The sequence below is a fragment of the Mesorhizobium qingshengii genome, assembly GCF_900103325.1.
Classification (GTDB): Bacteria; Pseudomonadota; Alphaproteobacteria; order Rhizobiales; family Rhizobiaceae; genus Mesorhizobium; species Mesorhizobium qingshengii.
Genome location: NZ_FMXM01000015.1, coordinates 140,070 through 164,406 on the forward strand (window position 1 = coordinate 140,070; position 24,337 = coordinate 164,406).

The 24,337-nt window shown below is 59.0% G+C and carries 24 protein-coding genes and 1 pseudogene; 14 read left to right on the forward strand and 11 right to left on the reverse strand.

All coding sequences use genetic code 11. The features are described 5' to 3' along the window. Positions 1-62 precede the first annotated feature (62 nt). Positions 63-158 (reverse strand): annotated as a pseudogene (locus BLS48_RS36290) (IS5/IS1182 family transposase); the annotation flags it as partial. Positions 159-464: 306 nt separating this feature from the next. Next, positions 465-1,367 (reverse strand): LysR family transcriptional regulator, encoded by a 903-nt coding sequence (locus BLS48_RS22785; protein ID WP_091582427.1) that lies wholly within the window; start codon positions 1,365-1,367, stop codon positions 465-467. Between the two features lie 236 nt (positions 1,368-1,603). Here BLS48_RS22785 and BLS48_RS22790 point away from each other — a divergent pair, with 236 nt between their 5' ends. The 9 genes from BLS48_RS22790 to BLS48_RS22830 all read left to right on the forward strand — a co-directional run bounded on the left by BLS48_RS22790 (position 1,604) and on the right by BLS48_RS22830 (position 9,863). Next, positions 1,604-2,599, forward strand: a complete 996-nt coding sequence (locus BLS48_RS22790) for a TRAP transporter substrate-binding protein (RefSeq protein WP_091582430.1) — start codon at positions 1,604-1,606, stop codon at positions 2,597-2,599. 10 nt (positions 2,600-2,609) lie between these two features. Beyond that, the gene (locus BLS48_RS22795; protein ID WP_091582431.1) at positions 2,610-3,128 is read left to right on the forward strand and encodes a TRAP transporter small permease; all 519 of its coding nucleotides are present in this window, start codon (positions 2,610-2,612) and stop codon (positions 3,126-3,128) included. Continuing rightward, the gene (locus tag BLS48_RS22800; protein WP_091582433.1) at positions 3,125-4,411 is read left to right on the forward strand and encodes a TRAP transporter large permease; all 1,287 of its coding nucleotides are present in this window, start codon (positions 3,125-3,127) and stop codon (positions 4,409-4,411) included. Before BLS48_RS22795 ends, BLS48_RS22800 begins: the two co-directional genes overlap by 4 nt. Before the next feature lie 2 nt (positions 4,412-4,413). Continuing rightward, entirely contained in the window at positions 4,414-5,646 is a 1,233-nt protein-coding gene (locus BLS48_RS22805) for an aminotransferase class III-fold pyridoxal phosphate-dependent enzyme (RefSeq protein WP_091582435.1), read from the forward strand. Positions 5,647-5,715: 69 nt separating this feature from the next. Continuing rightward, positions 5,716-7,605, forward strand: coding sequence for a bifunctional sugar phosphate isomerase/epimerase/4-hydroxyphenylpyruvate dioxygenase family protein (locus tag BLS48_RS22810; RefSeq protein ID WP_091582438.1), 1,890 nt, complete (start codon positions 5,716-5,718; stop codon positions 7,603-7,605). 62 nt (positions 7,606-7,667) lie between these two features. Then, positions 7,668-8,117 (forward strand): type II 3-dehydroquinate dehydratase, encoded by a 450-nt coding sequence (aroQ, locus tag BLS48_RS22815; protein WP_091582441.1) that lies wholly within the window; start codon positions 7,668-7,670, stop codon positions 8,115-8,117. Between the two features lie 381 nt (positions 8,118-8,498). Then, complete coding sequence (locus BLS48_RS22820; RefSeq protein WP_091582443.1) at positions 8,499-9,359, forward strand: ATP-dependent DNA ligase; 861 nt, start codon at positions 8,499-8,501, stop codon at positions 9,357-9,359. Then, positions 9,360-9,572, forward strand: coding sequence for a hypothetical protein (locus tag BLS48_RS22825; protein WP_091582446.1), 213 nt, complete (start codon positions 9,360-9,362; stop codon positions 9,570-9,572). A 69-nt stretch (positions 9,573-9,641) separates the two neighbouring features. After that, positions 9,642-9,863, forward strand: a complete 222-nt coding sequence (locus BLS48_RS22830) for a DUF768 domain-containing protein (protein WP_091582449.1) — start codon at positions 9,642-9,644, stop codon at positions 9,861-9,863. Positions 9,864-10,361: 498 nt separating this feature from the next. On the opposite strand, the gene BLS48_RS35740 is transcribed toward BLS48_RS22830, so the two are convergent. The 4 genes from BLS48_RS35740 to BLS48_RS22850 form a co-directional block, all read right to left on the reverse strand. Further along, positions 10,362-10,529 carry a hypothetical protein gene (locus BLS48_RS35740; RefSeq protein ID WP_167365200.1) on the reverse strand — a complete coding sequence of 56 codons (168 nt, stop codon included), beginning with the start codon at positions 10,527-10,529 and terminating at the stop codon, positions 10,362-10,364. A gap of 32 nt (positions 10,530-10,561) precedes the next feature. Then, positions 10,562-10,753, reverse strand: coding sequence for a hypothetical protein (locus BLS48_RS22835; RefSeq protein ID WP_091582540.1), 192 nt, complete (start codon positions 10,751-10,753; stop codon positions 10,562-10,564). Positions 10,754-10,898: 145 nt separating this feature from the next. Next, positions 10,899-11,144: a hypothetical protein gene (locus BLS48_RS22840; RefSeq protein ID WP_091582451.1), complete on the reverse strand. Its 246-nt coding sequence runs from the start codon at positions 11,142-11,144 to the stop codon at positions 10,899-10,901. A 940-nt stretch (positions 11,145-12,084) separates the two neighbouring features. Beyond that, positions 12,085-12,930 carry a LysR family transcriptional regulator gene (locus tag BLS48_RS22850; protein ID WP_091582455.1) on the reverse strand — a complete coding sequence of 282 codons (846 nt, stop codon included), beginning with the start codon at positions 12,928-12,930 and terminating at the stop codon, positions 12,085-12,087. Positions 12,931-13,025: 95 nt separating this feature from the next. Here BLS48_RS22850 and BLS48_RS22855 point away from each other — a divergent pair, with 95 nt between their 5' ends. The 4 genes from BLS48_RS22855 to BLS48_RS22870 all read left to right on the forward strand — a co-directional run bounded on the left by BLS48_RS22855 (position 13,026) and on the right by BLS48_RS22870 (position 16,046). Further along, complete coding sequence (locus BLS48_RS22855; protein ID WP_167365201.1) at positions 13,026-13,487, forward strand: RidA family protein; 462 nt, start codon at positions 13,026-13,028, stop codon at positions 13,485-13,487. Between the two features lie 16 nt (positions 13,488-13,503). Continuing rightward, positions 13,504-14,685, forward strand: coding sequence for an aminotransferase class V-fold PLP-dependent enzyme (locus tag BLS48_RS22860; protein ID WP_167365202.1), 1,182 nt, complete (start codon positions 13,504-13,506; stop codon positions 14,683-14,685). 1 nt (position 14,686) lies between these two features. Further along, positions 14,687-15,481: an SDR family oxidoreductase gene (locus BLS48_RS22865; RefSeq protein ID WP_091582461.1), complete on the forward strand. Its 795-nt coding sequence runs from the start codon at positions 14,687-14,689 to the stop codon at positions 15,479-15,481. A 301-nt stretch (positions 15,482-15,782) separates the two neighbouring features. Then, positions 15,783-16,046 (forward strand): hypothetical protein, encoded by a 264-nt coding sequence (locus tag BLS48_RS22870; RefSeq protein WP_091582464.1) that lies wholly within the window; start codon positions 15,783-15,785, stop codon positions 16,044-16,046. Between the two features lie 139 nt (positions 16,047-16,185). On the opposite strand, the gene BLS48_RS22875 is transcribed toward BLS48_RS22870, so the two are convergent. The 5 genes from BLS48_RS22875 to BLS48_RS22895 all read right to left on the reverse strand — a co-directional run bounded on the left by BLS48_RS22875 (position 16,186) and on the right by BLS48_RS22895 (position 22,886). Then, complete coding sequence (locus BLS48_RS22875; protein ID WP_342028530.1) at positions 16,186-17,187, reverse strand: ABC transporter ATP-binding protein; 1,002 nt, start codon at positions 17,185-17,187, stop codon at positions 16,186-16,188. A 71-nt stretch (positions 17,188-17,258) separates the two neighbouring features. Continuing rightward, positions 17,259-18,083: a carbohydrate ABC transporter permease gene (locus BLS48_RS22880; protein ID WP_091582468.1), complete on the reverse strand. Its 825-nt coding sequence runs from the start codon at positions 18,081-18,083 to the stop codon at positions 17,259-17,261. Positions 18,084-18,139: 56 nt separating this feature from the next. Beyond that, positions 18,140-18,952, reverse strand: coding sequence for a carbohydrate ABC transporter permease (locus tag BLS48_RS22885; protein WP_244529789.1), 813 nt, complete (start codon positions 18,950-18,952; stop codon positions 18,140-18,142). A 220-nt stretch (positions 18,953-19,172) separates the two neighbouring features. Further along, on the reverse strand, positions 19,173-20,498 hold the full coding sequence (locus BLS48_RS22890) for an ABC transporter substrate-binding protein (protein ID WP_143019473.1): 1,326 nt from the start codon (positions 20,496-20,498) through the stop codon (positions 19,173-19,175). Positions 20,499-20,519: 21 nt separating this feature from the next. After that, a complete protein-coding gene (locus BLS48_RS22895) occupies positions 20,520-22,886 on the reverse strand; it encodes a beta-glucosidase family protein (RefSeq protein ID WP_091582474.1) in 2,367 nt (788 codons plus the stop codon). A gap of 195 nt (positions 22,887-23,081) precedes the next feature. On the opposite strand from BLS48_RS22895, the gene BLS48_RS22900 reads away from it, so the two are divergent. Further along, on the forward strand, positions 23,082-24,125 hold the full coding sequence (locus BLS48_RS22900; protein ID WP_167365203.1) for a helix-turn-helix transcriptional regulator: 1,044 nt from the start codon (positions 23,082-23,084) through the stop codon (positions 24,123-24,125). Positions 24,126-24,337 lie beyond the last annotated feature (212 nt).

The following is a 24,337-nucleotide window of genomic DNA, read 5'->3' on the forward strand; positions in this document are numbered from 1 at the left end:
TCACAGCGATTATGTTGCAACATAATCAAAAGGTCAAATGCGACATTCGACCGCCTCGCCGGCGTCAGGACGAGGTTGACCAGGCGCCCCTCGGCATCGAAGAGCGCGTGGACCTTAGCCGCGAGGCCGCCGAGGGAGCGTCTCATGCAACCAGCGTCACAGCCCCTCGAGTTCTGTCAATGGTAGGGACGGCGAAATCAGCGCGCTCAGGCCCATTGAGCGACCGTCCTTTTCACAGAAATGGCAATCAAGGCCTGCGATCAAACAGCCGGAATGCCGCGGAATTTCTGGCGTTCAAACCATCCCAGCCTATTCGCAAGGCTGAAGCTGGCAATGATGCGCGGCCAGTCCATGCATTTCGAATAGTGGTCAACCGCAGTCGGGGCTCACCATCGCCATTGGCGATCGACCGCGACTGGCCGCACCAGGTTGCGCTGCCGGATGACCTCTGAGTAGCAAGAGCCCTAGTGGGGCAAGCTTTGAGGCTTCGACACCCGATCGGAAAACGGTACGAGCACCGTGCTTTGAAACTCTGTTCTCAGGAAGTTTGCGAGTTGCCTGACCGGCAAGCGCGGTTGTTGTGGAAGAACCATCGCCAGGCGCAAGAGCGGGAGGTCCGGCATCCCATCTTCGGGCTCCAGCTTGCGCCACTCCGCTGGCACCGCGGCTTCCGGCAGGACCGTCAAGAGATCGCCGGAAGCAACCGCCAGCTGAATGCCAGCGATATCGGAAGACGAATAGACAATGCGCCAGCGCCGATCCGCCTGCTCGAGAGCAGACAAAATCTGCGGGCGAGCCCGGCACCCATCGGGGAAAAGAGCGAGTTGGACGCAGCTTGCTTGCTCGGGACGTCTGTTGGGCGCGGAACACCAGACCTGTTTTTCCAATCGGATGACCTCGCCTTTTGGATTCCCTGCGTTCTGCGTGATGATCGCTATGTCCAGTTCGCGATTCTCGACCATGTACTCCAGACGGTGCGAAAAATCGTACTGAAGATCGAGACTGACCGTCGGGTGTTGTGGAACGAAGCGCTGCATAAGCGCGGTGCCGAACAAGGTCAGATAGTCATCCGGCATGCCCAATCGCACCCGGCTTTCGTTTCTGCCCTCGAGAAGCGTCGCAAGGGCCTCGTCTTCGATCGCGCGAATCCTGCGCGCGTAGCCCAGCAGCCGCTCTCCGACCGGCGTTAGCGTTACGCGGCGGTGTCCTCGATCGAACAGTCGCAGATCGAGGCGTTCCTCCAACCTGCCGACCGCCATGCTGGCGGCGGCCTGGGTTCGACCAAGCCGCTCGGCGGCGGCGGTGAAGCTGCCTGTTTCGGCGACCGCGACGAAGGCTGCCAATGCATCGCTGTCGAGATTGCGCATTCATCCGGATCCAAGGTTTCGCCTGTTGATTATGTCAGATGATGACGCCTACAGCACACTAAATCTGACCTTGGCCCTTTCGCATCGCCCAGGAATGCGCTGCTTGCCGTGATCCGATCCGCGGCAGGCGAGGTATCAGCGACGCTTATGCTGCAATAACAAATCTGCGGTTTTCAGGTCCGCTGTCGCCGTTATTTTAGAACCGCGGCAACAAACAAGATCGCAAAGGGGAACCAATGACCAGGACCACGAAACCTCGCCTGATTCTTGCCTCGCTCGTCAGCGGCGTCATCTGCGGCTTAGGCCTGTGGGTGACGCAGGCAAGCGCCGAAACGACATTGCGGCTTGCCCATGCTTCGTCTCCAGATAGCCTTATCAACAAGGCGATAGAGAAGTTTGCAGCCGAAGTCGCCGATACCACGAAGGGATCGGTGAAAATCCAGATATTTCCAAACGCCCAGCTGGGCGATGAAGGCCCGATTGCCGATGGTGTCGGCGCAGGTGCCATCGACATCGGCCTTGGCGGAGCGGTCGATGCGATCGACCCTCGCCTGAACGTGCTTTCATTGCCGTTCCTGTTTCGCGACGCTGACAACGTCCACAAATTCCTCGACAGCGAGCAGGGACAAAAGGTGCAGCGCCTCGGCGAAGACCGTGGCTACCTCATGCTCGGTGTTCTGGATTCAGGCTTTCGCCAATTCGCCACAAGCAAGGCGATCGTAACGCCAGCCGACCTCGCCGGAGTCAAGATCAGGACGCCGCCAAACCCGGTCATTCTGGCCACGATGAAAGAACTGGGCGCGCTCGCCGAATCCATCCCTTTCGGTCAGGTCTACACAGCGCTGCAATCGCACGTCGTTGCGGCCGTCGAACCCGAAATGCGCGACTACTACGATTCCAAATGGTATGAGGTGGTCAAGAACCTTTCGATCTCGAACTATATCTGGACTGCCAACTGGTGGTACATGAACAAGGACAAGTTCGAGACCCTCACGCCAGACGAACAGGCCGCGGTGAAGAAATCCGCCTCCGATACCGTTGCCTGGTATCGCAGCGAGCTGACGGCGACATACGCCGAAACCCAGAAGAAGCTTGAGGCAAAAGGCGTCACGGTGACCACCGTGGATACGACGCCGTTCGTTGCGCTCGTCAAACCTGTCTACGACAAGTTTTCCAGTGAGTGGGGCGCCGATCTGGTGTCCGCGGTCAAGCAAGCCGCGACCTCCAACTGAGGTGATCCCCATGGAGCCCAATTCCTTGAATCCCCCGCCGGGCGGGCGGGGGTGGCTGGTGCTCGCATTCGAGCTCGTCGGCGTGGCCGCGTTCGTCGTCATGTTCGGCTCGACACTGCTCGGCGTCATCGCGCGCTTTTTCGAATTTGGAGGCGTCGAATGGTCCTTCGAGATCGCTGGTATCGCCTTCATCTGGATCACCTTCATCGGCGTGATCAATGCCGAGCTGCGGGGTGAAAACGTCGCATTCGAAGCGCTGAACCACGGCGCTCCCGCCCGCCTGAGGGCGGTCTTCGACATCATCGGAACGATCGCGTTGCTGGCAATCGGCATTGCCTTCATGGTCAGTGGCTGGGCGGTCTGGCAACGGTCATGGGCGGTGCCAACTTCCGTGCTGCGGATGCCCACCGGCGTGATCACCGTCACGGTGTTGATCCTGGGCGTGTCCGCGGTCTGCATCGCCGCCTCACGTGTTCCACGGGTCCTGGGCTCGCTGTCTTCGCCGGCCGGGAAAGGCGAAGCGCAATGACGATCGCGATCCTCATCGGAAGTTTTTCGTTCCTGCTTCTTATCGGTGTCCCGATCGCCTGGTGCATGGGCATCGCCAGCCTGCTGACGATCTATTTCGGCAACCTTGGCTTGCCGTTCGCCTGGTTCGCCCAGCAGACGATCAGGGGGGCGGACGCCATAACGCTGGCCGCGATTCCGCTGTTTCTGTTTGCCGGCGAGTTGATGAACCGCGGTGGGCTGACCGCGCGGATCATGCGGATGGCGGAACATGTTTTCGGGCGCATCAGGGGCGGCCTGGGATTGGTGAACGTCGCCACCGCCCTGGTCTACGGCGGTATCAGCGGGTCGGCCACCGCTGATACGGGCGCGGTCGGCGCGATCATGATCCCGGCAATGGCGGAGCGTGGCTATCCCAAAGCCTTCGCAGCGGCTGTGACCGCGGCGTCCGGAACGCTCGGCATCATCGGGCCGCAGAGCGTCATCCTGATCCTCTATGGCGTCCTGACAGGCACATCGATCGGCGGCCTGCTTGTCGCCGCGCTGGTTCCTGGCGCCTTTATCGCGGCGACCTTCATGGTGACCTCCTACATCGTCGCGCGGCGCAACAATTTCCCGCGCAACGACACACCCTCGTCATGGGGAGAAATCGGCCGCGATGCCATTGGTGCCTTGCCGGCGCTCTTGATGCCTGTTCTGGTTTTAGGGTCCATAATCGGCGGCATTGCCACGGCGACGGAAGCGTCTGCCCTTGCGGTCGTCTACTCGTTCCTCGTCGGCATCCTGGTCTATCGGGAACTTCCGATCCGTTCGCTCTACTCAGCCGCGGCCGCCGCTGTCGCCACGACGGGCGTGATCATGATGATCATGGCTCTGGCCACGCCATTCGGGTGGATTTTGACCGTGGAGCAGGTACCGGCGAACGCAGCCGCGTGGATTACCGGACTGCACACGTCGCCATTGATCACCATCATCCTGGTCTTGGCATTGTTGAAGGTCGTGGGCTTCTGGCTGGACCTCGGCCCCGCGCTCATCATCCTCGCGCCCATCCTTGTGCCAATTGCGCTCGCAGCAGGGCTGACGCCCTACCAGACGGGCATCGTGTTCACCATGACATTGGGCATCGGTCTGTTCACGCCGCCGATTGGAACGAACATCTTCGTAGTCTGCAAGGTCGCGAAGATCGACATGTGGTCGGTTTCGGTCTGGCTGGTTCCGTACTGGATCGCGAGCATTGTCTGCGTCGCCGTGCTGGTCGCGTTCCCGTCGCTGACCGAGTGGCTCCCCCGCCTGTTTGGAGTTTAGTCATGCAGCATCTGGTTGGCGGTATTTCGAGCGCTGGGCGAACAGTGCCGGATTTGAACGGGCGACGTTTCCTGGTGTCAAAGGCACAGGGTCCTTATGTCTGGGATGACCAAGGCAGGCGGTATGTCGATACGGCCTTGGGCTTCGGCGCGACATTCCTGGGGCATACGGATCCGGACGTTTCGGAAGCGATCCACGAGGCGATCGACAGGGGCTCAATGCCGGCCTACGCCCACGCCCTCGAGGAGGAGGCCGCGGCCAGTCTGGCATCCCACACCCGCAATCTCACCAAGGTGGTGTTTTTGAACTCGGGCAGCGAGGCCGTGCACCTGGCATGCCGTGCCGCGAGAGCGGTTACGGGGCGCCGCAAGATCGTCAAGATGGCGGCCGGCTATGACGGCTGGTTCGACGACGTGGCATTCGGCAATGCCGGATCGCATGAGGCTGCCATGGTCTCGAACGAACGGCCGTCGAAGGACGATACGCTGCTTCTTCGCTTCAACGACAAGGAAGACGCTGATCTCCTCTTCGCGGAATGCACCGATATAGCCGCGATCATTCTGGAACCCATGATGGCGAACGCGGGGTGTATCCTGGCCGAGGCAGGCTACCTCCAGTACGTGGCCTCGCTTGCCAGAAAGCACGGGGCCTTGGTCATCATGGACGAGGTCCTGATGGGGTTTCGCCTCCATCCGGGACTGGCGAGCCACCTGCTCGGTGTCGAACCCGACATGGCAACCGTCGGAAAGGCCATCGGAAACGGCGTCGCCGTCGCGGCCCTGCTCTGCTCTCCCGAGCTCGCCACTGCTTTTGATGACCACAGGGTCAACAGGGCCGGAACTTATAACGGCAATCCGCTGGCCTGTGCCGCGGTAAAGGCCGCCATGAGCGTCGTCGACACCGTCGACTATCCAGCCGTTCTGCGAGCTGGCAATCAATTGCGGGAACGCGCGGTAAGCGCCTTCGCCAGCGAGGGCATATCCATTTGCACCAGCGGCTACGGAACGGTCTTCACTGTCTGGCGCGGAAACAAGGAGCCGACAAATTATCGCGAGGCCATTGCAATTTCGGATCCCGGCTTCACCTCGCGGCTCCATGTGGAACTCAGGCGCAACGGCGTGATGTCGATGCACAGCGTCTATGGCCGCCACTATGTGTCGGCCAGGCATGATGAACACGCGCTGGCGCTCTGGGCAGAGGCCTTCGTGGGGACAGCAAAGCAATTCGCGGCATAACCGTTCGAGCGGTCGCCGCGGATATCCGAGAGGGAATCCATCGGCTGTGATGCTAAGGGTTTGGCCAAAATGAAAACCTCGATAGCGACCGTCTCCATCAGCGGTGACCTGAGCGAGAAACTCAAGGTCATAGCCAAGGCCGGCTTCGATGGGGTCGAGATATTCGAGAATGACTTCCTGACCTCGGATGAGAGCCCGCGTCAGGTGGGCAGGATGGCTCGCGACCTGGGATTGGAGGTCACGTTGTTCCAGCCGTTTCGGGATTTCGAAGGTATGCCCGACCTATTGCGGTCCCGGACATTCGACCGCGCGGAACGAAAATTCGATCTCATGCAGGAGATCGGCACCGATCTTGTCCTTGTATGTTCCAACGTGTCCCCGGCGGCACTCGGCGGCCTGGAGCGAGCGGCGGCCGATTTTCACGAGCTCGGCGATCGGGCGGCAAGACGCGGACTTCGCGTCGGCTACGAGGCCTTGGCATGGGGGCGTCATATAAGCGACCATCGCGACGCATGGGAGATCGTGCGCCGCGCCGATCACCCGAGCGTCGGTCTCATCCTCGACAGTTTTCACACGCTTTCGCGAAAGATCGAGATCAACTCGATCCGTTCCATCCCGCAGGAAAAACTCTTCATCGTCCAACTCGCCGATGCGCCCTTGTTTGACATGGATCTGCTCTACTGGAGCCGCCATTTCCGCAACATGCCGGGCGAAGGCGACCTGCCTGTGCTCGATTTCATGCAGGCGGTCGTATCGACCGGCTATGATGGCTACTTTTCGCTGGAGATATTCAACGATCAGTTCCGTGGTGGCTCCGCCGCCACAATCGCCAGGGATGGTTGGCGATCCTTGATCCATCTCGGTGACCAGGTCAAACGCGAGGAGCCGAAAACAGCCTTGTCCGTGCCTCCAATGCCGGCGCGGGGCATTGTCGAGGGCGTAGCGTTCGTCGAGTTCGCGGCCGACTCGGCAAACGGCTCCCGGCTGGAAGCGCTCCTCTTCAGCCTGGGCTTCAATAAGATCGGAAAACACAAGACCAGGTCAGCCGTGCTTTTCCGGCAGGGCCTGATCAACATCGTGATCAATACCGGCAGAGAGGGTTTTGCAGGCGCCTCCTATGCCGTCCGCGGCACCTCTGCCTACGCCTTGGGGCTGCTTGTCGATGATGCGGCCGCGGTCGTGAAGCGTGCGGTGGCGCTCGGCGCCGACCAATTTTCGCCGGCGGCCGGACAGCATGAACTGGAAATACCTGCCGTTCACGGCGCTGGTGGCGGCCTTCTGTATTTCCTGGACAAGAAAGCCGGGCTTGATCGCGCCTGGGCCGACGAATTTGTCAGCGTGGACGAGCCGGCGAACCCGGTCTCGGCCGGGCTGACGGAGGTAGACCACGTTGCCCAGACGATGCGCTACGAGGATCTGCCGACATGCCTGCTTTTCTACATGTCGCTCGTGGAGTCGCACAAATCTGCCGTCGTCGACGTTGTCGATCCCTCGGGCATCGTGCGCAGCCAGGTCGTCGAAAACAGCGATGGCTCCCTGCGCATAACAATGAATGGAGCCGAGAACCAAAATACCCTTGCCGGCCGCTTCGTTGCCGAGAATTTCGGCTCCGGTATCCAACATATCGCCCTTCAAACCGAAGACATTTTCTCGACGGCGGAACGGCTCTCCCAGAATGGCTTCCCATTCCTGGCCATATCGCCGAACTACTATGAGGATTTGGAAGCCAGGCTCGGCCTGGATCCCGCCCTGACGGAACGGCTGAAAGCAAACGATATACTCTACGACCGGGATGACGGCGGAGAGTATTTCCAGATATACAGCCCGACCTCTGCCGAAGGCTTCTTCTTCGAAATCGTGCAACGCGCCGGATACAAAGGCTATGGCGCGTCGAATGCAATTTTTCGTATTGCAGCTCTGAGGAAGCGGCTGCAACCGGTCGGCATTCCGCGCAGATGAAACGGCCCACGTTAGACCATGACGACGGGCATCAGGCTTCTATCGCCAAGGGAGAAGAAACCATGAGTTTGATTGTCTTGTTGAACGGCCCGAACCTGAACCTCTTGGGCAAACGACAGCCCGAAATCTACGGTCATGAAACGCTGGAGGATGTCGAGAAAGCGTGCCGCAACCTGTGCAAGCAGCTGGGCCACGAACTGCGGTTCCATCAGAGCAATCGTGAGTACGAACTCATCGACTGGATCCACGAAGCGAGGGAACAGGCGTTCGGCATCGTGATCAACCCCGGCGCATTCACCCACACATCGATCGCCATCCTTGACGCCCTGAACACTTTCGACGGCAAGGTCATCGAAGTGCACATTTCAAACATCCACAAGCGTGAGGAGTTTCGTCACCATTCCTACATGTCGCGCCGCGCCGACGGTGTCATCGCAGGTCTTGGGGTGCTCGGATATGAACTCGCAATCCGCCGCCTCGCCGACTTGCAGGCGAAATCTAGGGCCGTTTGAACGCGGTTATCGATCTGATTGTAGCCATCACCGCCAGTAGCGCCTCGCCGCAGCATGGCGCTCTCTTGGGCAGCAGAAGCTTCCTGCTTCCGAACGCCTACAAGCCGGCAATGTAAGGTCTTGATACTCAGGCCCATCGCCTGGAACTGGAGTTGCTCTACCGTTGCGATGATCGCGGCGGCGATCGCCTCCGCCCTGTCAACGGCTTCCTCACTGGCCAGCACGCCGGGCTGCAGTGCTCTTCCACGGTAACCCTGATCAGCCGCAACGCTGCGCGCGCTTGGGGATCGTTCTTCATTTGCGACCGAACACGCCGTCGCAAAAGCTCCGGAACTATTTTAGCTTAATCTTATTTAATGGCGGTCTGTCAGAGGTCCGTGCATGCGTTTGAAGTTCGTCGCACCGTTGATGCCGACCCTGGTCGACCGGCCTCCGGAAGGCGGCGGCTGGATTCACGAAGTCAAGTTCGACGGCTATCGATCGCAGCTGATCATCGACGACGACGGCACCAGGATCTACACCCGCAACGGGCATGACTGGACGGCCAAATATCGCGACCTGGTGCAGGAGGCGAAGAGCCTCGGGGCCGAAAGCGCCATCATCGACGGCGAAATCATTGTGCTCGATGAAGCAGGGTTGTCCGACTTCGGCGAACTGCGGAAAGCGATCATGCGTCGCCAACATGATCTCTATTTCGTAGCCTTCGACCTGCTGCACCTCAATGGCCATGATTTGCGCGACATGGCGCTCGAGGAGCGGCGCGAGATCCTGGCCAGCATGATCGAGCCTGGCGGCCGGATCCAGTTCAGCGAGCCGCTGCCTGGCGAAGCCAAGGCGATCTTTCATCTGCTTGAACAGAGTGGCCTCGAGGGGATGGTATCGAAGCGGCGCGACAGCAAATACCGCAGCGGCCTGTCGGCAAGCTGGCTGAAGGCGAAATGCTACTCGGTCGACGAATACGAGCTGCTCGGCGTCGAGCGTGAGGCCGGCAAGCCGGCCTTTGCCCTGATGGCCGACCGGCAGACCGGCCGCTATGTCGGCTCGGCATTCATCAATTCCAGCCAGGCGATCCGCGAGCGGCTGTGGAAGCGGGTCCAGGAGCGCGTCGGGCCGGCGCCGAAGGGCATGAAGCGGCCGGCGACGCAATGGGTCAAGTCTGGCATCATCGGCCGCGTGAAGCACCTGCGAGGCGAGGAAGACCTCCGCCACGCCTCGCTGCAGGATTTCAGAGAGGAGGACTAGATGCCGATTAGACGAAAAGCTGTGGACGCCGGGATTTTTAATCGTGCCGAACTGGCCCTGCTCGGGCGGGTTTTCGACCAACTCAAACTCGTCGACGACCAATCACCCGATGCGCAGGGCCGCTTGGCCTCCCGGATCATTGCCAACTACATGGCCGGGATAAAGGATGAGGCCGAGCTCGTCTCACTGTCGAGACAGCCGCTGGGGCGTTAGCCCAAGGCGTTACAATTTAAGCGTCGTCAAGGCGGTGGAACCTAATATCGGCACCGAGCTTAAGCGGTCATGAGCACACGCGGAATCAACTTCCTGGACCAATGGCTGGCCAACAACGTGCCTGAGACGACGAAGGCGGACGTCATCTCGGTCGACGAACTCACGCATAAGCTCATTGCCGACGCCAAGGCGCTCGGCATCAAGCGGGGCGAGATCGACGAAGAGGTCGACAGCCTCTATCGCGCGATCCTCGACGCAATTGTGCATTACGACTCCGGCCTGCCCGAATAGGCCTTGCCACCGAACTCGAGCCGAGGAATATAATCCTCCTGTTGCGGCGACCCTCCAACGGAGATCGCCATGCCTCTCAAAACTCTCGCCGATACCCTTGCCGCATGCGAAAGCGTGCACGTCAACTGCAGCCATCCGGTGTGCTGCAGATCGACCCGACTCGATATACAAGCGCTCATAGACCGCCTGGGGTCTGGCCATGGCTCAATGCATGAAGATCTTGTCGGGTTGTTCGTCTGCTCGCATTGCAAGGTCGCTGGCCGCGATCGGCGACCGGTGTTCTTTACCTGCATTCCTGACTATCAGGGCCAAGATGTGCGGCGCATGGCAGACGGCCCGGTACCTCCCCGCAGAGGAAACCGGGCCTCGCCGTAAGCTCGGAAAATATGCCGTCAGCCGGCTAGGTAGGCTATAGTTCAGCCCTGGTCCGGCCGAAACCTGCGAATGAAGGACAGGCAGGAGAGAAGCGCTCCAGAGTACGCACGAAAGCGTTATCACCTACGGCAGGGCAGCGCCTGCGGGACGAGTCAAGGCAAGAATGGCCTTCACCATCTCGCCAGGATTGTCCTGACCCTTGATGGCCTCGCGCAGCGCCATGGTAGCTGCTGCCAGGTGATCTTCAGGCTTGCCGTTGTCGTTTCCCGGCAGGGGAAGGGGGCGGCTCATTCGGCAAGTATGCGCCTCGAACCCGGCCAGCGCTATAGCCGATCGAAATCAGCAAGCCCGAGACGTATTCGCTGGCCTTCTGCGAAGGCTAGGGCGAACGACTCCAATTCGAATGATCGGGTGAGTTCTTCGTCGCCGTCGACCACGCGGACGAACCATTCTCCGCAGGCTTCGAGCACTTCAACGCAAGGCTGGACCTTGCCGTTAGGCGTCACGTTATCCATCGCAGCCTCCCAAGAAAGCAATGGGGAAACGTCCATTTTAATAACGCTCGCCCCCGGCCGTTTTCAATATCAAATGTGGTAGCCGGGGAGCGGGATTGCGGCCTAAGCCTAAGCCTAAGCCTCACCCCAACACCACCGCCGACCCCTAAAACGGCTTGCCCGCGCGCATCATGGCCCGAGCAATGGCAAGCTGTGTTTCCGTCCTGGCGTTCTCTTTCTGGGTCATGTTGTCCGCCGCAATCAGCCGCTTTAGTGACCGAAGAGTTTCGCCGCGCGACCAGCCGGCCTCCAGCATGCAATCGACGATGGCTTGGAAGCCGGGCTCCATCGCCTCCTGGCAGTCGATGACGCGGTCTGGATAATCGTTCGCTTCTCTTGGTCGACTAATCATCTCGCCCCCGCCAGATGCCTGGCGCCGTGTTCGCGGTGCTCGAAACAGAACCAGTGCGATGGTTGTCTGGGCTTTGCAAATCCGAACGGCGCGCGCTTGCCGCACTCGTCAAACTCGCAGACGTGATTTTCGATCCGCTCATGTGCGAGCCGCGGTGCGGGCAGGCCGTCAGTTTGGCGGGCGGGTTCATCACTCACGGCCTACGGTTCCGTGAATAGCGAACGCCTAACGGTCCGCTGGCCTACACCCCCACGACCAGCGCCGGATCAAATGCGATGTTCTCGTCATCGTAGCCGCGCGGATTACAGAGAATGCGCGTGCTGCCGACCTGATAGTCGAGACTGTCGTGAGTATGCCCGTGGATCCAGAGAGCGGGTCGACCACACTCGATCACCTCGGACAGGTCTGACGCGAAGGCGGACGAGTTCGCGATCTGGCGAAGGTCTCATAGAATTTTCAAAGTAGACCGATTGTTCAACGAGACTTGCAGGATGAACGTGGGCGACCCAATGGGCATAGTGTCCCGGCTCTGCCAGATCGTTCATCCAGTCATCCATCGCCAATGCGAGCTCGCGCGCTAAACGATTGACCTTCTGTACGGGATATTCACTCTGCGTCGTTGGGCTTGCGTCGGCCTCGACCAGGCCGCCCATCGCCGATGCGGCAATTGCGGCTGAGCCAGCGAAAACTTTGCGACAAACGCTGAAGCAAGACCCGTTCTCGGACCATCTGTTTGCCTTCGCCGCCTCGCAGAGAGGGTTGAGAGGATTTCATTTCTATGTGAGAAGAGGACGCCACATACCGCGAGAGTTCGAGCGCCCAGAATTGGCGAGTTTCGCGCTCCGTTTAGTAGACAATTTTCGCAATCTTCCATGAATTTAGACCCGGATGCAAGGCTTACGAGTGGCACGGAGTGTGAGGTGCCTCAATGAAAAAGTTCCTAAAAACCCGCTCGAAGGAATGCCGCCAGTTCTTGAACAAGCAGTGGCGGATTGCGTGAGACATATACGCCGAATTCCGCGATTGGCGCTGTGGGTAGATTGAACTGCCCTTGCAGATTGTGACAGTCTGACGGCAGCCCTTCCGGAAGGAGCAATCCTACACCCAAGCCTGCCCTCAAGCCCGATATCAGGGCGGCGAATGAAGATACCCGGCAGCCAGAATACCATTTGATACCTTTCTCCGCGAGCACACTGAGCATCTTGTCTTGCCAGGCGCAGGATCCCTCAAAAATTATGAGGGGAAGGTCGGCGCCGTCTTCAAGTTCCATCATGCGACTTGCGCACCAGATCAGCTGCCTGGAGAGATAACTTGAGGGCGTTACAGTGCAGCGGGCGGGGTCGGCCACGACGATGTCGGCGCGCTCGTCGTAAAGGATTTTCGCGAGGTCGGCGCTGTTTGACGAGGTCAACTCAATCTCGACTGACGGATGACGCCTCCGGAAATCCGCAATCACCGAAGGGAGGCGAGTGACTGCAAGATCTTCGACCATCCCCAACCGGACGCGACCGCTCAACTTGCGGCCTTCCAGTTGCCGGCGCATGTCTTCGCCTAGCGCAATGGTTTTTCGCGCATAGGCGAGGAAGGTTTCGCCGGCATCGGTAAGCGTCACACCTTTTGGCGACCGCAGGAGGAGCTTGGCGTTGAGGTCCAGTTCCAGCCGCTGCAGTTGCATGCTCACGGCCGCCTGCGTCCTGGCTAATCGGTCAGCAGCTCGGCTGACGGTGCCGGTCTCCGAGACCATGACGAAGGTCCGCAACAGCCTGATGTCGAGGTTCCGCTCCATCAAATTCCCTTATATTGCCCTAAGAAATATAAGACTACACGCGACTTTGGCGCCATGACAAGCTTCCGATCGATCAGACCGACGGGAGTGATGAAGTGAGTTATAAGCAGCGACTTGAAGCTTGCGGGATTGACTGGCCGACCCTCTCAAGGCCCGATCTGCCGTTCGCGCCAACGATTCGCGTCGGCGACGTGCTCTACGTGTCCGGCCAGATACCCGAGATTCTCGATGACATCCCCTCCACCGGTCAGGTGGGGCGCGAGATCGACCTCGAAGCCGCACAGAAGAGCGCCCGCGTCTGCGCTGCGAACATCATCTACTGGGTCGACAAGGCCCTCGACGGCGATCTGGACCGCGTCGTGCAGCTCGCCAAAATGAATATTTTCATAAGCGCCGTTCCCGGGTTTACGGACTATTCGCAGGTCGGCAACGGCGCCTCGGAAGTCATGAGAGCGGTTTTCGGATCTCGCGGCGAACATGCGAGATGTGCACTCGGCATGGGCGGCCTCCCGGCCAACGTGCCGGTGGAGATCGATGCGGTGTTTCACGTCCGATGACACAACAGGGGCAACCATGCTGACAAAACCCGATGGCTCCGTGACACATTTCAATCATGCCGGCGCTGGCCTTCCTACAGCGGCAACTCTGCAGGCCATAACCGATCATCTGGATCGGGAAGTGCTTATGGGGCCGATGGAAGCGGAGGCGAGTGTCGCCGGCAGGTTGGCCGACGGCTATCGCGTCGCCGGCCAATTGCTTGGTTGCCGCTCCGATGAGATCGCCTTCGGCACGGGCCATGGCCAACTCTACGGCAACCTCATAGCCGCGATGCCTATTAAGCAGGGCGACCGCATCCTCGTGAGCCGGCAGGAATGGGTTGGAAATCTGATTGCTCTTCGGCGAAAGGCGGAAGCCTGCGGTGCAACGATCGAAGTTATGCCGAATGATGTCGCAACAGCGGTGGACGTCGAGGCGACTCGACGCATCCTCGACGATGACGTGAAGCTTGTGGCGATGACGTGGGTGGGTGCCAGTTGTGCGCTGATCAACCCGGCTGCCCGATTGGGCGACATTCTCAAGGGCACAAGTGCGGCCTTTGTGATTGATGCAAGTCAGGCAATTGGTCAAATACCCATTGATGTGGATGTCATCGGCTGTGACGCCCTTGTCGCCTGTGGGAGAAAGTATTTGCGGGGTCCGCGTGGGACTGCGTTGGCGTTTATCTCTCGACACCTTTCGCGAAAGCTTGAGCCCTCAAGTGCCGACGACCATTCGGCCATGCTCCAGGGCGAGCGCCACCGGCTCCACGACGGAGCACGGGCCCTCGAATTTGGGGAATACCCTGTGGCGTTGCGACTTGGGCTTATCCAGGCCATGGACGAGGCGCTCTTAGCCAACATCGCCGATACCCGAATCCGCCTTAACGAAGTTGCAAGCGCCCTTCGTCAAAGCCTAGCCGAAATTCCTGGCGTTTCCATTCTCGATCTCGGCGCGGAAATGGCTGCCTTCGTCACATTCGTGATCAACGGCGTGCAATGCGATCGGGCAAAAGAACTGCTTGCAAGCTGCGGAATTACGATCGGCAAGAATGGCAAGGGCTACACGCCGATCGACCTGCCCCACCGCGGCATCGACGAAGTTCTCAGGGCTTCGGTACATCTCTCGACCGATGAAAAGGCGATTGGTCTGCTCGTGCTGGCCATTGCCGAGATCGCGTCATCGCAGAACAAATTTCTACCAGGAAAGTTGGCGTAACATGTCCACTGGACATCTCAAGAGTGAACGCAAGGCACTGGTACTTGGCGGCAGCAAGGGCCTCGGCTTCGGGGTCGCGCAGGCGCTGGCAGTCCGAGGTGTCGAGGTTGGCATAGTTGGCCGAGGTGAGGAAACGCTCGCCACTGCGCGAGGCGGACTGCGTGAGAGCGGCATCCAGGCGCACTCCTTTGGCTGCGATCTTTTCGATCAGGCTAGTGTGCGTGACATGCTGGGCGAGGCGACGCGCCAGATGGGTCACGCCGACATCGTTCTGCTGAATGGAGGCGGGCCGCCTCCATTTCCAGCGTCACAGTTCGAGCCCACAGTCTGGATCGAACAGTTCCAGGCGATGGTGCTCCATCAGATCATGATCGCCACGCATTTCTTGCCGGAAATGCGTAAGCGTGGCTTCGGCCGCATTATCGTGGTCTCTTCCACGAGTGTGAGGGAGCCGATCGGAGGTTTGACCGCCTCGAACAGCTTGCGTGCGTCGCTTGCTGGCTGGGCCAAGACGTTGGCAAGCGAAGTGGCTGCTGACGGCGTGACCGTCAACCTGGTCCTTCCCGGACGTTTTGCTACCGAGCGAACCACCTATTTCGACAGGATGGATGCTGTTGATCGCGGCGTCGATCCAAGCGTGATCGCTGCCGAAAGCCAAGCCGAGATACCGATCCGGCGTTACGGAACCCCTTCGGAATTCGGTGCAGTCGTTTCGTTTCTCGCGAGCGAGCAGGCCGCCTATGTGACGGGTGTGGCCCTGCCTGTCGATGGCGGATTAACCCGCTCGATGTTGTAGCGACGTCTTCTGGGCGCTGAAGCGATTCGAATCGCATTCTCGGGCAGAGGGCCGCGCATTCAAATTTCTCCACCGCGCTCTGCGAGCGCAGATTGCCCGATGCGGAGCGAGAAACATGGCGATGTTAAGCTGCTCCCGTAAGTGAGACCGAACCCGAAATTGTCCTCGACCGTGAGCCATTAAAGACGCAATCATCAAATCGTCTGCTGTCATCTGAGATCGCGCACTTTATCCGGAGCTACATTTCCAGCCAAACAAAGCTGCGGCGACGCAGGGCAATCCAAGTACTCTGCTGGAAGCGGTGCATAGCCAGCAGCTCAATGTCACGGTCAGAAAAGGGGCGATCTGCAAGCGCGCCGATCGTGTCAGTGAGACCGGCAATACGCGCCAACTGCGCGTAGCCGAGACCGAGCCTTTCACCGCGCGGGCTGTCTCGATCGGCACGGTGTCGAACCTCATCTACGGACTGCCGGCTCGAAGAGAAGGCACGCGCGACCGCATCGATAGGCTATTGTTTTTATTGTTCTTTTTTCTTTCCACAGTCAAATTGTATTACAATAGGTAGCACATTGATTGCGACTTTGACGGCCCTCCAATGAGGTGACCCTCGACGAACTGGCTGATTACCCGCACATTCAGCCAGTTTATGTCTGCGAAATTTCTCGCACCATCGCCATTTGATACGTCGAGGGACCCTGTAGTCGTCAAATCCGCTGCTCCGACGCCGCCGAAAAGAAAGATGCCTTGGCCATGTTGAAGCAGAGGCCGACGGTCGGTTGCATCGCCCGTGCTTCGTTCACACCAAGCCGAACACTGAAGCGCTTGCCCAGGCATTGGAACCAGCTGAGCGCGTCCGCGCCTAGCAGTTCGGTAAACGCAAGCGTTGCGGGAATACTTTCGGGCGTCCCCTGATCCACCACGCTTACATCCTCACTGCGGATGCCAAGCACCACATCGCGCTCTCGCGATGAATCTTCGAAACCGTAGCCTGACGTGTCGATCCCAATATCGCCAACCTGGAATCTGCCAGCGTGGTCCAGTCGACCTTGCAGAAAGTTCATCGCCGGCGAACCGACGAAGCCTGCGACGAACAGGCTCGCTGGCTTTTCGTAGATCGATTGCGGGTGGGCAAATTGCTCGACTTTGCCCTTGTGCATTACCGCGACACGATCGGCCATCGTCATGGCCTCGGTCTGGTCATGTGTCACATAGATCATTGTCGACCTGAGAGTCTCATGCAACTGCTTGAGTTCGACGCGGGTCTCCGCGCGCAATTTCGCATCGAGGTTGGAAAGCGGCTCGTCGAACAGGCAAATGCTGGAAGATCGAACGAGAGCCCGGCCGATCGCCACGCGTTGGCGCTGGCCGCCGGACAATTGGCTTGGCCTGCGGTCTAGCAGGGCTTCGATTTGCAGCAGCTTTGCCACCCAGGCAACCTTCTCTGCAATTGTAGTCTTGGGCCTGCCTGCGATCTCCATTCCGAAGGAGAGATTTCGCCGCACTGTCATTGCGGGAAAGAGCGCATATGACTGGAACACCATGGCAAGTCCGCGCTGGCTGGGCTCCAAGTCGCTGACATCGATACCGTCGATGAAGATCTGGCCGGCATCGCGTTCATCGAGGCCCGCGATCACGTTGAGAAGCGTCGACTTCCCGCAGCCGGACGGACCGAGAATGACAACGAACTCGCCGGGTGCGATTTCCATATCGACGGAATCAAGAACGGTGAGGCCAGCGAAGGACTTCCTGATCTGGCGGACGGATACACTGGACATGTTCAGCCTTTCACCGCGCCAGCGGCAATGCCGCGCACGAAATAACGACCGGAGAGGAAGTAGACGAGCAGCGTCGGAATGGCGGTGATCAGGGCCGCTGCCATATTGACGTTCGGGAATGCGGCGCCACGTGAATTGTTGACGATATTCGTCAGTTGCACCGTCATCGGCATGCTGTCGTTGCCGGCAAAAATCAGGCCGAGAAGGTAGTCGTTCCAAATGCCTGTGAACTGTAGAATGCCCACGACAACGAGGACGTTGGTCGAAATCGGCAGGATGATTGACCAGAAGGTCCTGAGAAAAGTCGCACCCTCCATGCGTGCGGCCCGGCTGATCTCATCCGGCACACCGATGTAGAAATTGCGAAACAGCAGCGTGGTGTATGGCAAGCCGTAGACCACGTGCACGAAGACGATGCCAACGTAGGACCGAAACATGCCGACGGTGCTGAGGATCTTCACCGTCGGGTAGAGCATCGCCTGGTAGGGTATGAACAGTCCCACCGTCACCAGCAGCATGATCAGGTTAGCGTGCTTCGATTTCCATTGTGCCAGCGCATATCCATTCAATGCGCCGGTCAGTGTCGAGATCACCACGGCGGGCACGGTGATCTTGATCGAGTTCCACAGGCCCGGACGGACCCCTCCGCAGTCGAGACCGGAACATGCGCTTTGCCACGCCGCAACCCAGGCGTCGAAATTCGGGTTGATCGGTAGCGCCAAAAGGTTGCCCTGACGGATTTCCTCCATCGGCTTCAGCGAATTAATGACCACCAGCAGAAGCGGCAAGAGGAAAAAGATCGCCGAGGCGACCAGGAATGCGTACATGCCGATACGCGCGGCACGAGACCCGAAAGTGGCGTTACGGGACGAGACAACATAGCTCACGTGCGCCTCCTAAATTCCGTGTAGAAGTAAGGCGCGAGCAGAACCAGCGACAGCACCAGCATCATAATCGATGCAGCCGAAGCTAAGCCTAGATTGACGCGGGCGAAGTAGTAATCGACGGCGAATTTTGCTGGCATTTCCGTCGAGATGCCCGGGCCGCCCTTGGTCATGGCAATGATCAAGTCATAGCCGCGAATGACTTCCGACATCAGCAGCACAACGCAGGAAGCAATGATCGGGCGCATGCCGGGAAAGATAACCTGCAGATAGGCGCGCCAGAGCGGTATGCCTTCCATGCGGATCGCTTTCCACAGATCATTGTCTATCCCTCGCAGACCGGCAAGCACGATGACCATCACCAGGCCGGCCGAATGCCAAATACTGGCCATGACCAACGTATAGATTGCTCGGTCGGGATTGGTCAGCCAATCAAAGGTGAAGCTCTCCCAGCCGGTCTGGCGAACCAACGCCTGAAGGCCGTTGACGGGTTCGAGTACCCAGCGCCAGGAAAGACCAGTGACGATCAACGAGACTGCAAGCGGATAAAGGAAAATTGTTCGGAACAAGGATTCCGCCGCGATGCGGCGGTCGGCAAAGACAGCGAGCAGCATGCCGAAGGCAAGCGTACCAACGATATAGAGCACGCCGAAAATCACCATATTGAGGCATGACACCAGCCAACGGTGATTGGTGAACAACTTGATATATTGGTCAAACCCGATCGGCTGGTAGTCCGGCATCAGCGTCGAGCGCGTCAGCGACATAAAGAAGGTCCAGAAGATAGAACCGTAGAAGAAGACGGCGACCATGGCGAAGAACACTGCAACGGCAATGTCGGGCCGATAGACCTGTCGCTGCAACCAGCGTGTCATCTGGCCTCCTCTCGCGGAGTGTGGAGCGCATGCATCGCAATCAATTCCGTATCGATCCTAAGTGCGAAGGCTTTGTCACGCTGCCCTGCTTCGGCCTGATCTGACAGAACATTACGGCCGGGCAGGCTTATTGCCACACCCGGCCGAGGCCATAGCATTACTTGCTGAGCAGGATGGCCGTCAGGCGCTCGACCGCAGCGTCGCTGGCCATTGATGGATCGGTCCAGAACTGTGTTGCCAGATCCGTCATCTGGCCGTTCAAGTCGCCCGGAAGCGCGTCATAGGTTCCCGAGACCGCTACGCCCGGCGTGGCCAACGCCTTCACGCCCTTGGCGGCGCAGACATCGAGGGTGCTGGTATCAACGTCCGAGCGCGACGGAACAGAGCCCTTGACGGCGGCGATCTTGGCCTCGATCGCGGGATCCATAACGGTTTCCGCCAGCATGGTCTGACCCTTGATGCGATCCTCATCGGAGTTGAGCGGGAAGGCGAAGATGTCGACGATGATAGCGTAGGCGGGCTTGTCGGTCGGCACGAGGAAACAGCCGAAGTCCTTACCGGCCACCTGGTTGGCGGCCAGGAATTCGCCGCGCGCCCAATCGCCCATGAACTGCATGCCCGCCTTGCCCGTGACCACCATATTCGTGGTGTCGTTCCACGAGCGTCCTGCGCTGGCCGGGTCGGCATAGGTCGATACCTTACGGTACAGTTCGAAGGCCCTTGGGATGATTGGCGACTTCATCGCTTCAGGATCGCGCTTGACGAACAGCTCGTTCCAGTATTCGGGGCCACCGAGCGCGAGGATGAAGTTGGTAAGGATGGTGACCTCCTGCCAGGGTTCGCCGCCCACGGCAAAGGCTGTATGTCCAGCAGCCTTGAGCTTGTCTGCGGCCGCGAACATCTCGTCAAGAGACTTGGGCTCGTCGATCTTCAACTCCTCGAAAAGCGGCCTAGAATACCATATCCAGTTGTCTGCATGGATACCGACTGGCAGGCCAACCAGATGGCCGTCAACGTTGAGTTTGTCCCAGACCAGCGGCGGCATCACCTTCTGCCACCCATCTGCTGCGGCCATATCGTCGAAATTCCGAAGCTGTCCCGACTTGGCAAGATCACGCATCGCCGCACTCGGCGTCATCAGCACGGCTGAGGCGGGTTGGCCGCCAGCAATGCGGCTGGTGGCCGCTGCGAGCGTCGAGTCAAAATCGGCAGACGGGCTATCAATCCACTTGCCGCCCTTGGCCTTATAAGCGTCGGCGATTGTGTTCATCGCCTTGGACTCGCTGGCGCTGGTCCAATATTGCTGCACGTCGACGGTCTGGGCAAAGGCGGAGGAGCCCGCCGCAAGCACGCCAAGAAGCACCATCGTAGATGAAAGACGTCGGAAATTCATATCAATTCTCGCTTTCTCTGGTGTTGTTGTTGATTGTAAATTTCGAACTTTCGTGGACCCAGTCCAGAATGCGATAGGCGTCGGGAGCAAATGCTGCCCCCGTGGATTCGGTCATGCAGCCTTACTGATGGTCGCTCCCATTTCCCTGTTCAAACCATCGAGAAATTCCGCCATGTCGGCCTTGGAGATCTTGTCTCCGGCAACCCAAGCGACCGTGTTGTAGATCCCAAGAAAGGACCCCGCACAGTACTCCATCATCTTCTCGGCTTTTGCGTCGTCGATTTCCAATTGGTCCTTGAGAAAGGCGCTAAAACGCTTCCGAGCGAATTCCTGTTCAAGCACCATGAAGGGCTGGCTTTCGACGTTGAGGATTGTCGAGGGCCGTGATGCCGCATCCACGTCGAGGGTCTTTTCCAGGCGGATGTCGCGGGACGATGCGCCGATCTCAATCGACAGCTTGCCCGCATCCAGCAGCCATTGGCCGTGGTCCGGGTCATAGTAACGGAGGTCACGGGCCTCGATGACGATGTCGACCCGTTTGGTCTCGCCTGGATCGAGGTCGACCTTGGCGAATCCTTTGAGTTCGCGCAGCGGCCGAATGAGGCGCGGCGCGTGCACCCGGCTGTAGAGTTGGACGATCTCCTTGCCGCCCACCTTGCCCGTGTTCGTAACATCAAACGACACCTTGATCGTGCTCGCCGCATTGATGCGATCCGCGTCGACCGAGATGTTCGAATATTCGAAGGTCGAGTAGCTCAGGCCGAAACCGAACGGGAACAGGGGCGCAAGCTTGCGCTTGTCGTAGGAGCGGTAGCCGACATGGATACCCTCGCTATAGATGTGCCGATTGTTTTCGCCGGGATAGGTCAGGAAGCCAGGTGTGTCTTCGAGTTGGATAGGAAAGGTGACTGTCAGCTTGCCGGAGGGATTTTGTTTGCCGAACAGCACCTCGGCAATTGCGCGACCTGACCCCTGCCCGCCGAAGAACACTGCCAACACCGCCGCGGCCTGGTCGATCCATGGCATCACCACGGCATCAGGCGTAGCGAGTATCACGACGAATTTGCGGTTGCGCCTCGAGAGCGCGGCGATGAGTTCGTCCTGGTCATCGTTCAGGCCGAGGTGCATACGGTCCGAACCTTCGCCATCATAGCCGACTTCGGTGTTGCCGAAGAACAGCACGACATCGGCAGCATCAATATCCGCAAGAGCCGCCTGTTCGGCGTTGCCGCCGGCGGCGAAGTCATCGATTGCGTGATAGCTGACCGACGCGCCTGTAGCGAGACGGCGGATTTCATCGAGCGGGATATCAACCTCGCTCGGCCGCGTCGTTGCGCAGCCGGAGCCTTGGATGACAGGATCGGTCGCCGCAGCACCTACGATGGCAATCTGGCGGGTCGTTTCCGGGTTGATTGGCAGCAGTGCGCCCTCGTTCTTCAGCAGCACGATCGATTCTGCTGCCATGCGCTGTGAAAGAGCATGGTGCTTTTTGTGGTCGGCGATCGCATTTGGCCTGATGCCCTTCCGGGCCTTGCGCACGAGCTTCAATATGCGCAGGCAGGAGCGATCAAGGGTCTGCATCGGCACGCGTCCGGCTTGGACCGCTTCGAGCAATTCCTGCTTGCGGGCGCCGCTTTCCGGCATGTCGAGATCGTTACCTGCGGTCATCGAGGCAGGCCGATCCTTGATGCCGTGCCAGTCGGAAACCACAACGCCGTCATAGCCCCAGTCGCCGCGCAAGACATCCGTCAGCAGCCAGTGATTTTCCGCCGCCTGCACGTCGTTAAGCCTGTTGTAGGAGCTCATGACGGTCCAGGGATTGCTTTTGCGGATCGCCCGCTCGAAGCCGGCCAGATAGATCTCGCGTAGCGCCCTCTCCTCGACCACCGAACTCATCGTTGTACGCTGAACCTCGGAATTGTTGCAGGCGAAATGCTTGAGCGACGCACCTACGCCGTTTTCCTGCAGACCATTGATCACCGCAGCGGCGATCTCGCCGGTAAGCACCGGATCCTCCGAGTAATATTCGTAGCTGCGCCCTGCGAGCGGCGTGCGGCGGATATTGATCCCCGGACCAAGAAGGATGTTCACACCAAAGGCCTGGCATTCGGCGGCAAGTGCCTCTCCTAGTTCATGGGCAAGTTGGACATCCCAGGAGCAGGCGAAGGAGGAGCCATTGGGAAAGCAGGTCGCCGGGCGGGTCGAGCCAAAAGCACCTTCCACACTGCGCGATACGTCCGCGTTGACCACGCTTAGGAACATCGCGAGTTGGCTGTCGCTGTCCTGCGCACCGTCGATCTGCTCGATTGAATAACGCACGCCGTAGGTGCCGTCGGTCATCAGTATTTCTGGGATGTTCAGACGATAGTTCGCTGCCGTGCGCCAAAGGCCATAGCCGCTCACCATCCCGACCTTCTCCTCGAGGGTCATCTGACCAACGAGCGCCTCAAGTTCCTTGTCGGAGATATTCCACGTCATTGGTATTCCATCCCACACTGTCTCAGCGAGTATCTGGCAGCCGCTAGAGGGCTTCCTCGCTTGGAAGCCTTGCGGCCGCCTCAAAGAGTGACAAATTCATTGCACAGCAAAACGGCACCTTCTAGTCGCGAGAATTGCGCTAGCGGTACGACAGTTTTTGATATTTTATTGCAGTTGAAAGCAGGGAGAATGCAGATGAACATCGCCTACATCCGGACCGACCCGTGCCTCGAAAAGCGTGATTGCGGCTTTCAAAGCAAGGCGCCGGCTGAGAGTTCGCACTGTCAGGTTTTTGTGCATGGCTATGCCGATGTTCCGTATCACTGGCATCGCGAAATGGAGATCCTCTTCGTGTTGCGCGGCAACTTCCGGCTGGTGGTCGATGGACAAGTTTGCGAGATGGGTGAGGGCGACGTGATCATCATCAATGCCGACGTTCCTCACAATTCCACGTCGATTTCGCGCGATGCCCTTATTTGTGGAGCGCACCTGGATGTCGCCCATTTCGAGCGTATGGGGTTGCCCGGCTTTGCCTCTCGCCAGTATCTCTGTCGGACATTTCTGCACAGCCGCCCCTTCATGAACAAGGTCGCTGCAATCAAGGCTTTCATGGCAAGACTCGCGCTGGATCAATTGAACCATCCCGAGGAGGGAATGGTACGAGAAACAATAGCCAATCTGCTCGCGTGCTATATCTACCGCTCAATGCGCCACGAAGAGCCGGATTCATCGACTGCTCAACTGCGGTCGGACAGCCGCACCCGTATTCTGCGCATCATGCATACAATCAGCAGATGCGAAGACACCCAACATCTGGGCGAGATCGCCGAAGCCGAGGGCCTGACGCTCAGCCACCTATCGCGTCTCTTCAAGCGCCATCTTGGCATCGGTTATCGCGACTATTCACAGAACCTGAGACTCGACAACGCGGCCGAGGAATTGCGGACAACAGACAGTACGATCGCGATGATCATGGAGCGTAACGGCTTCGGCAATCCAGCTGTCTTCTACAACAAGTTCAGGTGTCGCTTCGGCTTTAGCCCGGCTGAATTCCGCCGCGGCAGCCGGCCGCTGAAGCCGCAAAGTGTATTGACTCATGAAGACGCGGCCGAAGCGCAGAAAATCCTTGCCTCTCACGCCATTGGTTTAGGCAAGGCTGCGGAACTTGCTGTTGGCCTCGGCGGAACAGGTCGAGGGCAAATAGTGCTCAGCGCTCCTCACAACGCAAGCGCGATCTAAACCATCGTTCTGCATCACTCTTTGCTCTCATATTAGCTCGTAATAACTTTGGATGATTTGTTGCTATCACGAAGGAGGAGCCGCTTTCGGTGTTGGCGTTTGTGGGCGACGCAAGGGGTCGACAGTGGTATTCGCGACGGCAAATCTTGCCCCTGGTGCAATCAGACTCTCTCATGCTGCAAGCATTGGCAGTCCCGCGTGAGCCACAAGGC

Coding starts and splice junctions, on each gene's coding strand:
- BLS48_RS22785 (WP_091582427.1), bottom strand. CDS start 1,367: ATGCGCAATCTCGACAGCGATGCATTGGCAGCCTTCGTCGCGGTCGCC.
- BLS48_RS22790 (WP_091582430.1), top strand. CDS start 1,604: ATGACCAGGACCACGAAACCTCGCCTGATTCTTGCCTCGCTCGTCAGC.
- BLS48_RS22795 (WP_091582431.1), top strand. CDS start 2,610: ATGGAGCCCAATTCCTTGAATCCCCCGCCGGGCGGGCGGGGGTGGCTG.
- BLS48_RS22800 (WP_091582433.1), top strand. CDS start 3,125: ATGACGATCGCGATCCTCATCGGAAGTTTTTCGTTCCTGCTTCTTATC.
- BLS48_RS22805 (WP_091582435.1), top strand. CDS start 4,414: ATGCAGCATCTGGTTGGCGGTATTTCGAGCGCTGGGCGAACAGTGCCG.
- BLS48_RS22810 (WP_091582438.1), top strand. CDS start 5,716: ATGAAAACCTCGATAGCGACCGTCTCCATCAGCGGTGACCTGAGCGAG.
- aroQ (WP_091582441.1), top strand. CDS start 7,668: ATGAGTTTGATTGTCTTGTTGAACGGCCCGAACCTGAACCTCTTGGGC.
- BLS48_RS22820 (WP_091582443.1), top strand. CDS start 8,499: ATGCGTTTGAAGTTCGTCGCACCGTTGATGCCGACCCTGGTCGACCGG.
- BLS48_RS22825 (WP_091582446.1), top strand. CDS start 9,360: ATGCCGATTAGACGAAAAGCTGTGGACGCCGGGATTTTTAATCGTGCC.
- BLS48_RS22830 (WP_091582449.1), top strand. CDS start 9,642: ATGAGCACACGCGGAATCAACTTCCTGGACCAATGGCTGGCCAACAAC.
- BLS48_RS35740 (WP_167365200.1), bottom strand. CDS start 10,529: ATGAGCCGCCCCCTTCCCCTGCCGGGAAACGACAACGGCAAGCCTGAA.
- BLS48_RS22835 (WP_091582540.1), bottom strand. CDS start 10,753: ATGGATAACGTGACGCCTAACGGCAAGGTCCAGCCTTGCGTTGAAGTG.
- BLS48_RS22840 (WP_091582451.1), bottom strand. CDS start 11,144: ATGATTAGTCGACCAAGAGAAGCGAACGATTATCCAGACCGCGTCATC.
- BLS48_RS22850 (WP_091582455.1), bottom strand. CDS start 12,930: ATGGAGCGGAACCTCGACATCAGGCTGTTGCGGACCTTCGTCATGGTC.
- BLS48_RS22860 (WP_167365202.1), top strand. CDS start 13,504: ATGCTGACAAAACCCGATGGCTCCGTGACACATTTCAATCATGCCGGC.
- BLS48_RS22865 (WP_091582461.1), top strand. CDS start 14,687: ATGTCCACTGGACATCTCAAGAGTGAACGCAAGGCACTGGTACTTGGC.
- BLS48_RS22875 (WP_342028530.1), bottom strand. CDS start 17,187: ATGGAAATCGCACCCGGCGAGTTCGTTGTCATTCTCGGTCCGTCCGGC.
- BLS48_RS22880 (WP_091582468.1), bottom strand. CDS start 18,083: ATGTACGCATTCCTGGTCGCCTCGGCGATCTTTTTCCTCTTGCCGCTT.
- BLS48_RS22885 (WP_244529789.1), bottom strand. CDS start 18,952: ATGGTCGCCGTCTTCTTCTACGGTTCTATCTTCTGGACCTTCTTTATG.
- BLS48_RS22895 (WP_091582474.1), bottom strand. CDS start 22,886: ATGACGTGGAATATCTCCGACAAGGAACTTGAGGCGCTCGTTGGTCAG.
- BLS48_RS22900 (WP_167365203.1), top strand. CDS start 23,082: ATGAACATCGCCTACATCCGGACCGACCCGTGCCTCGAAAAGCGTGAT.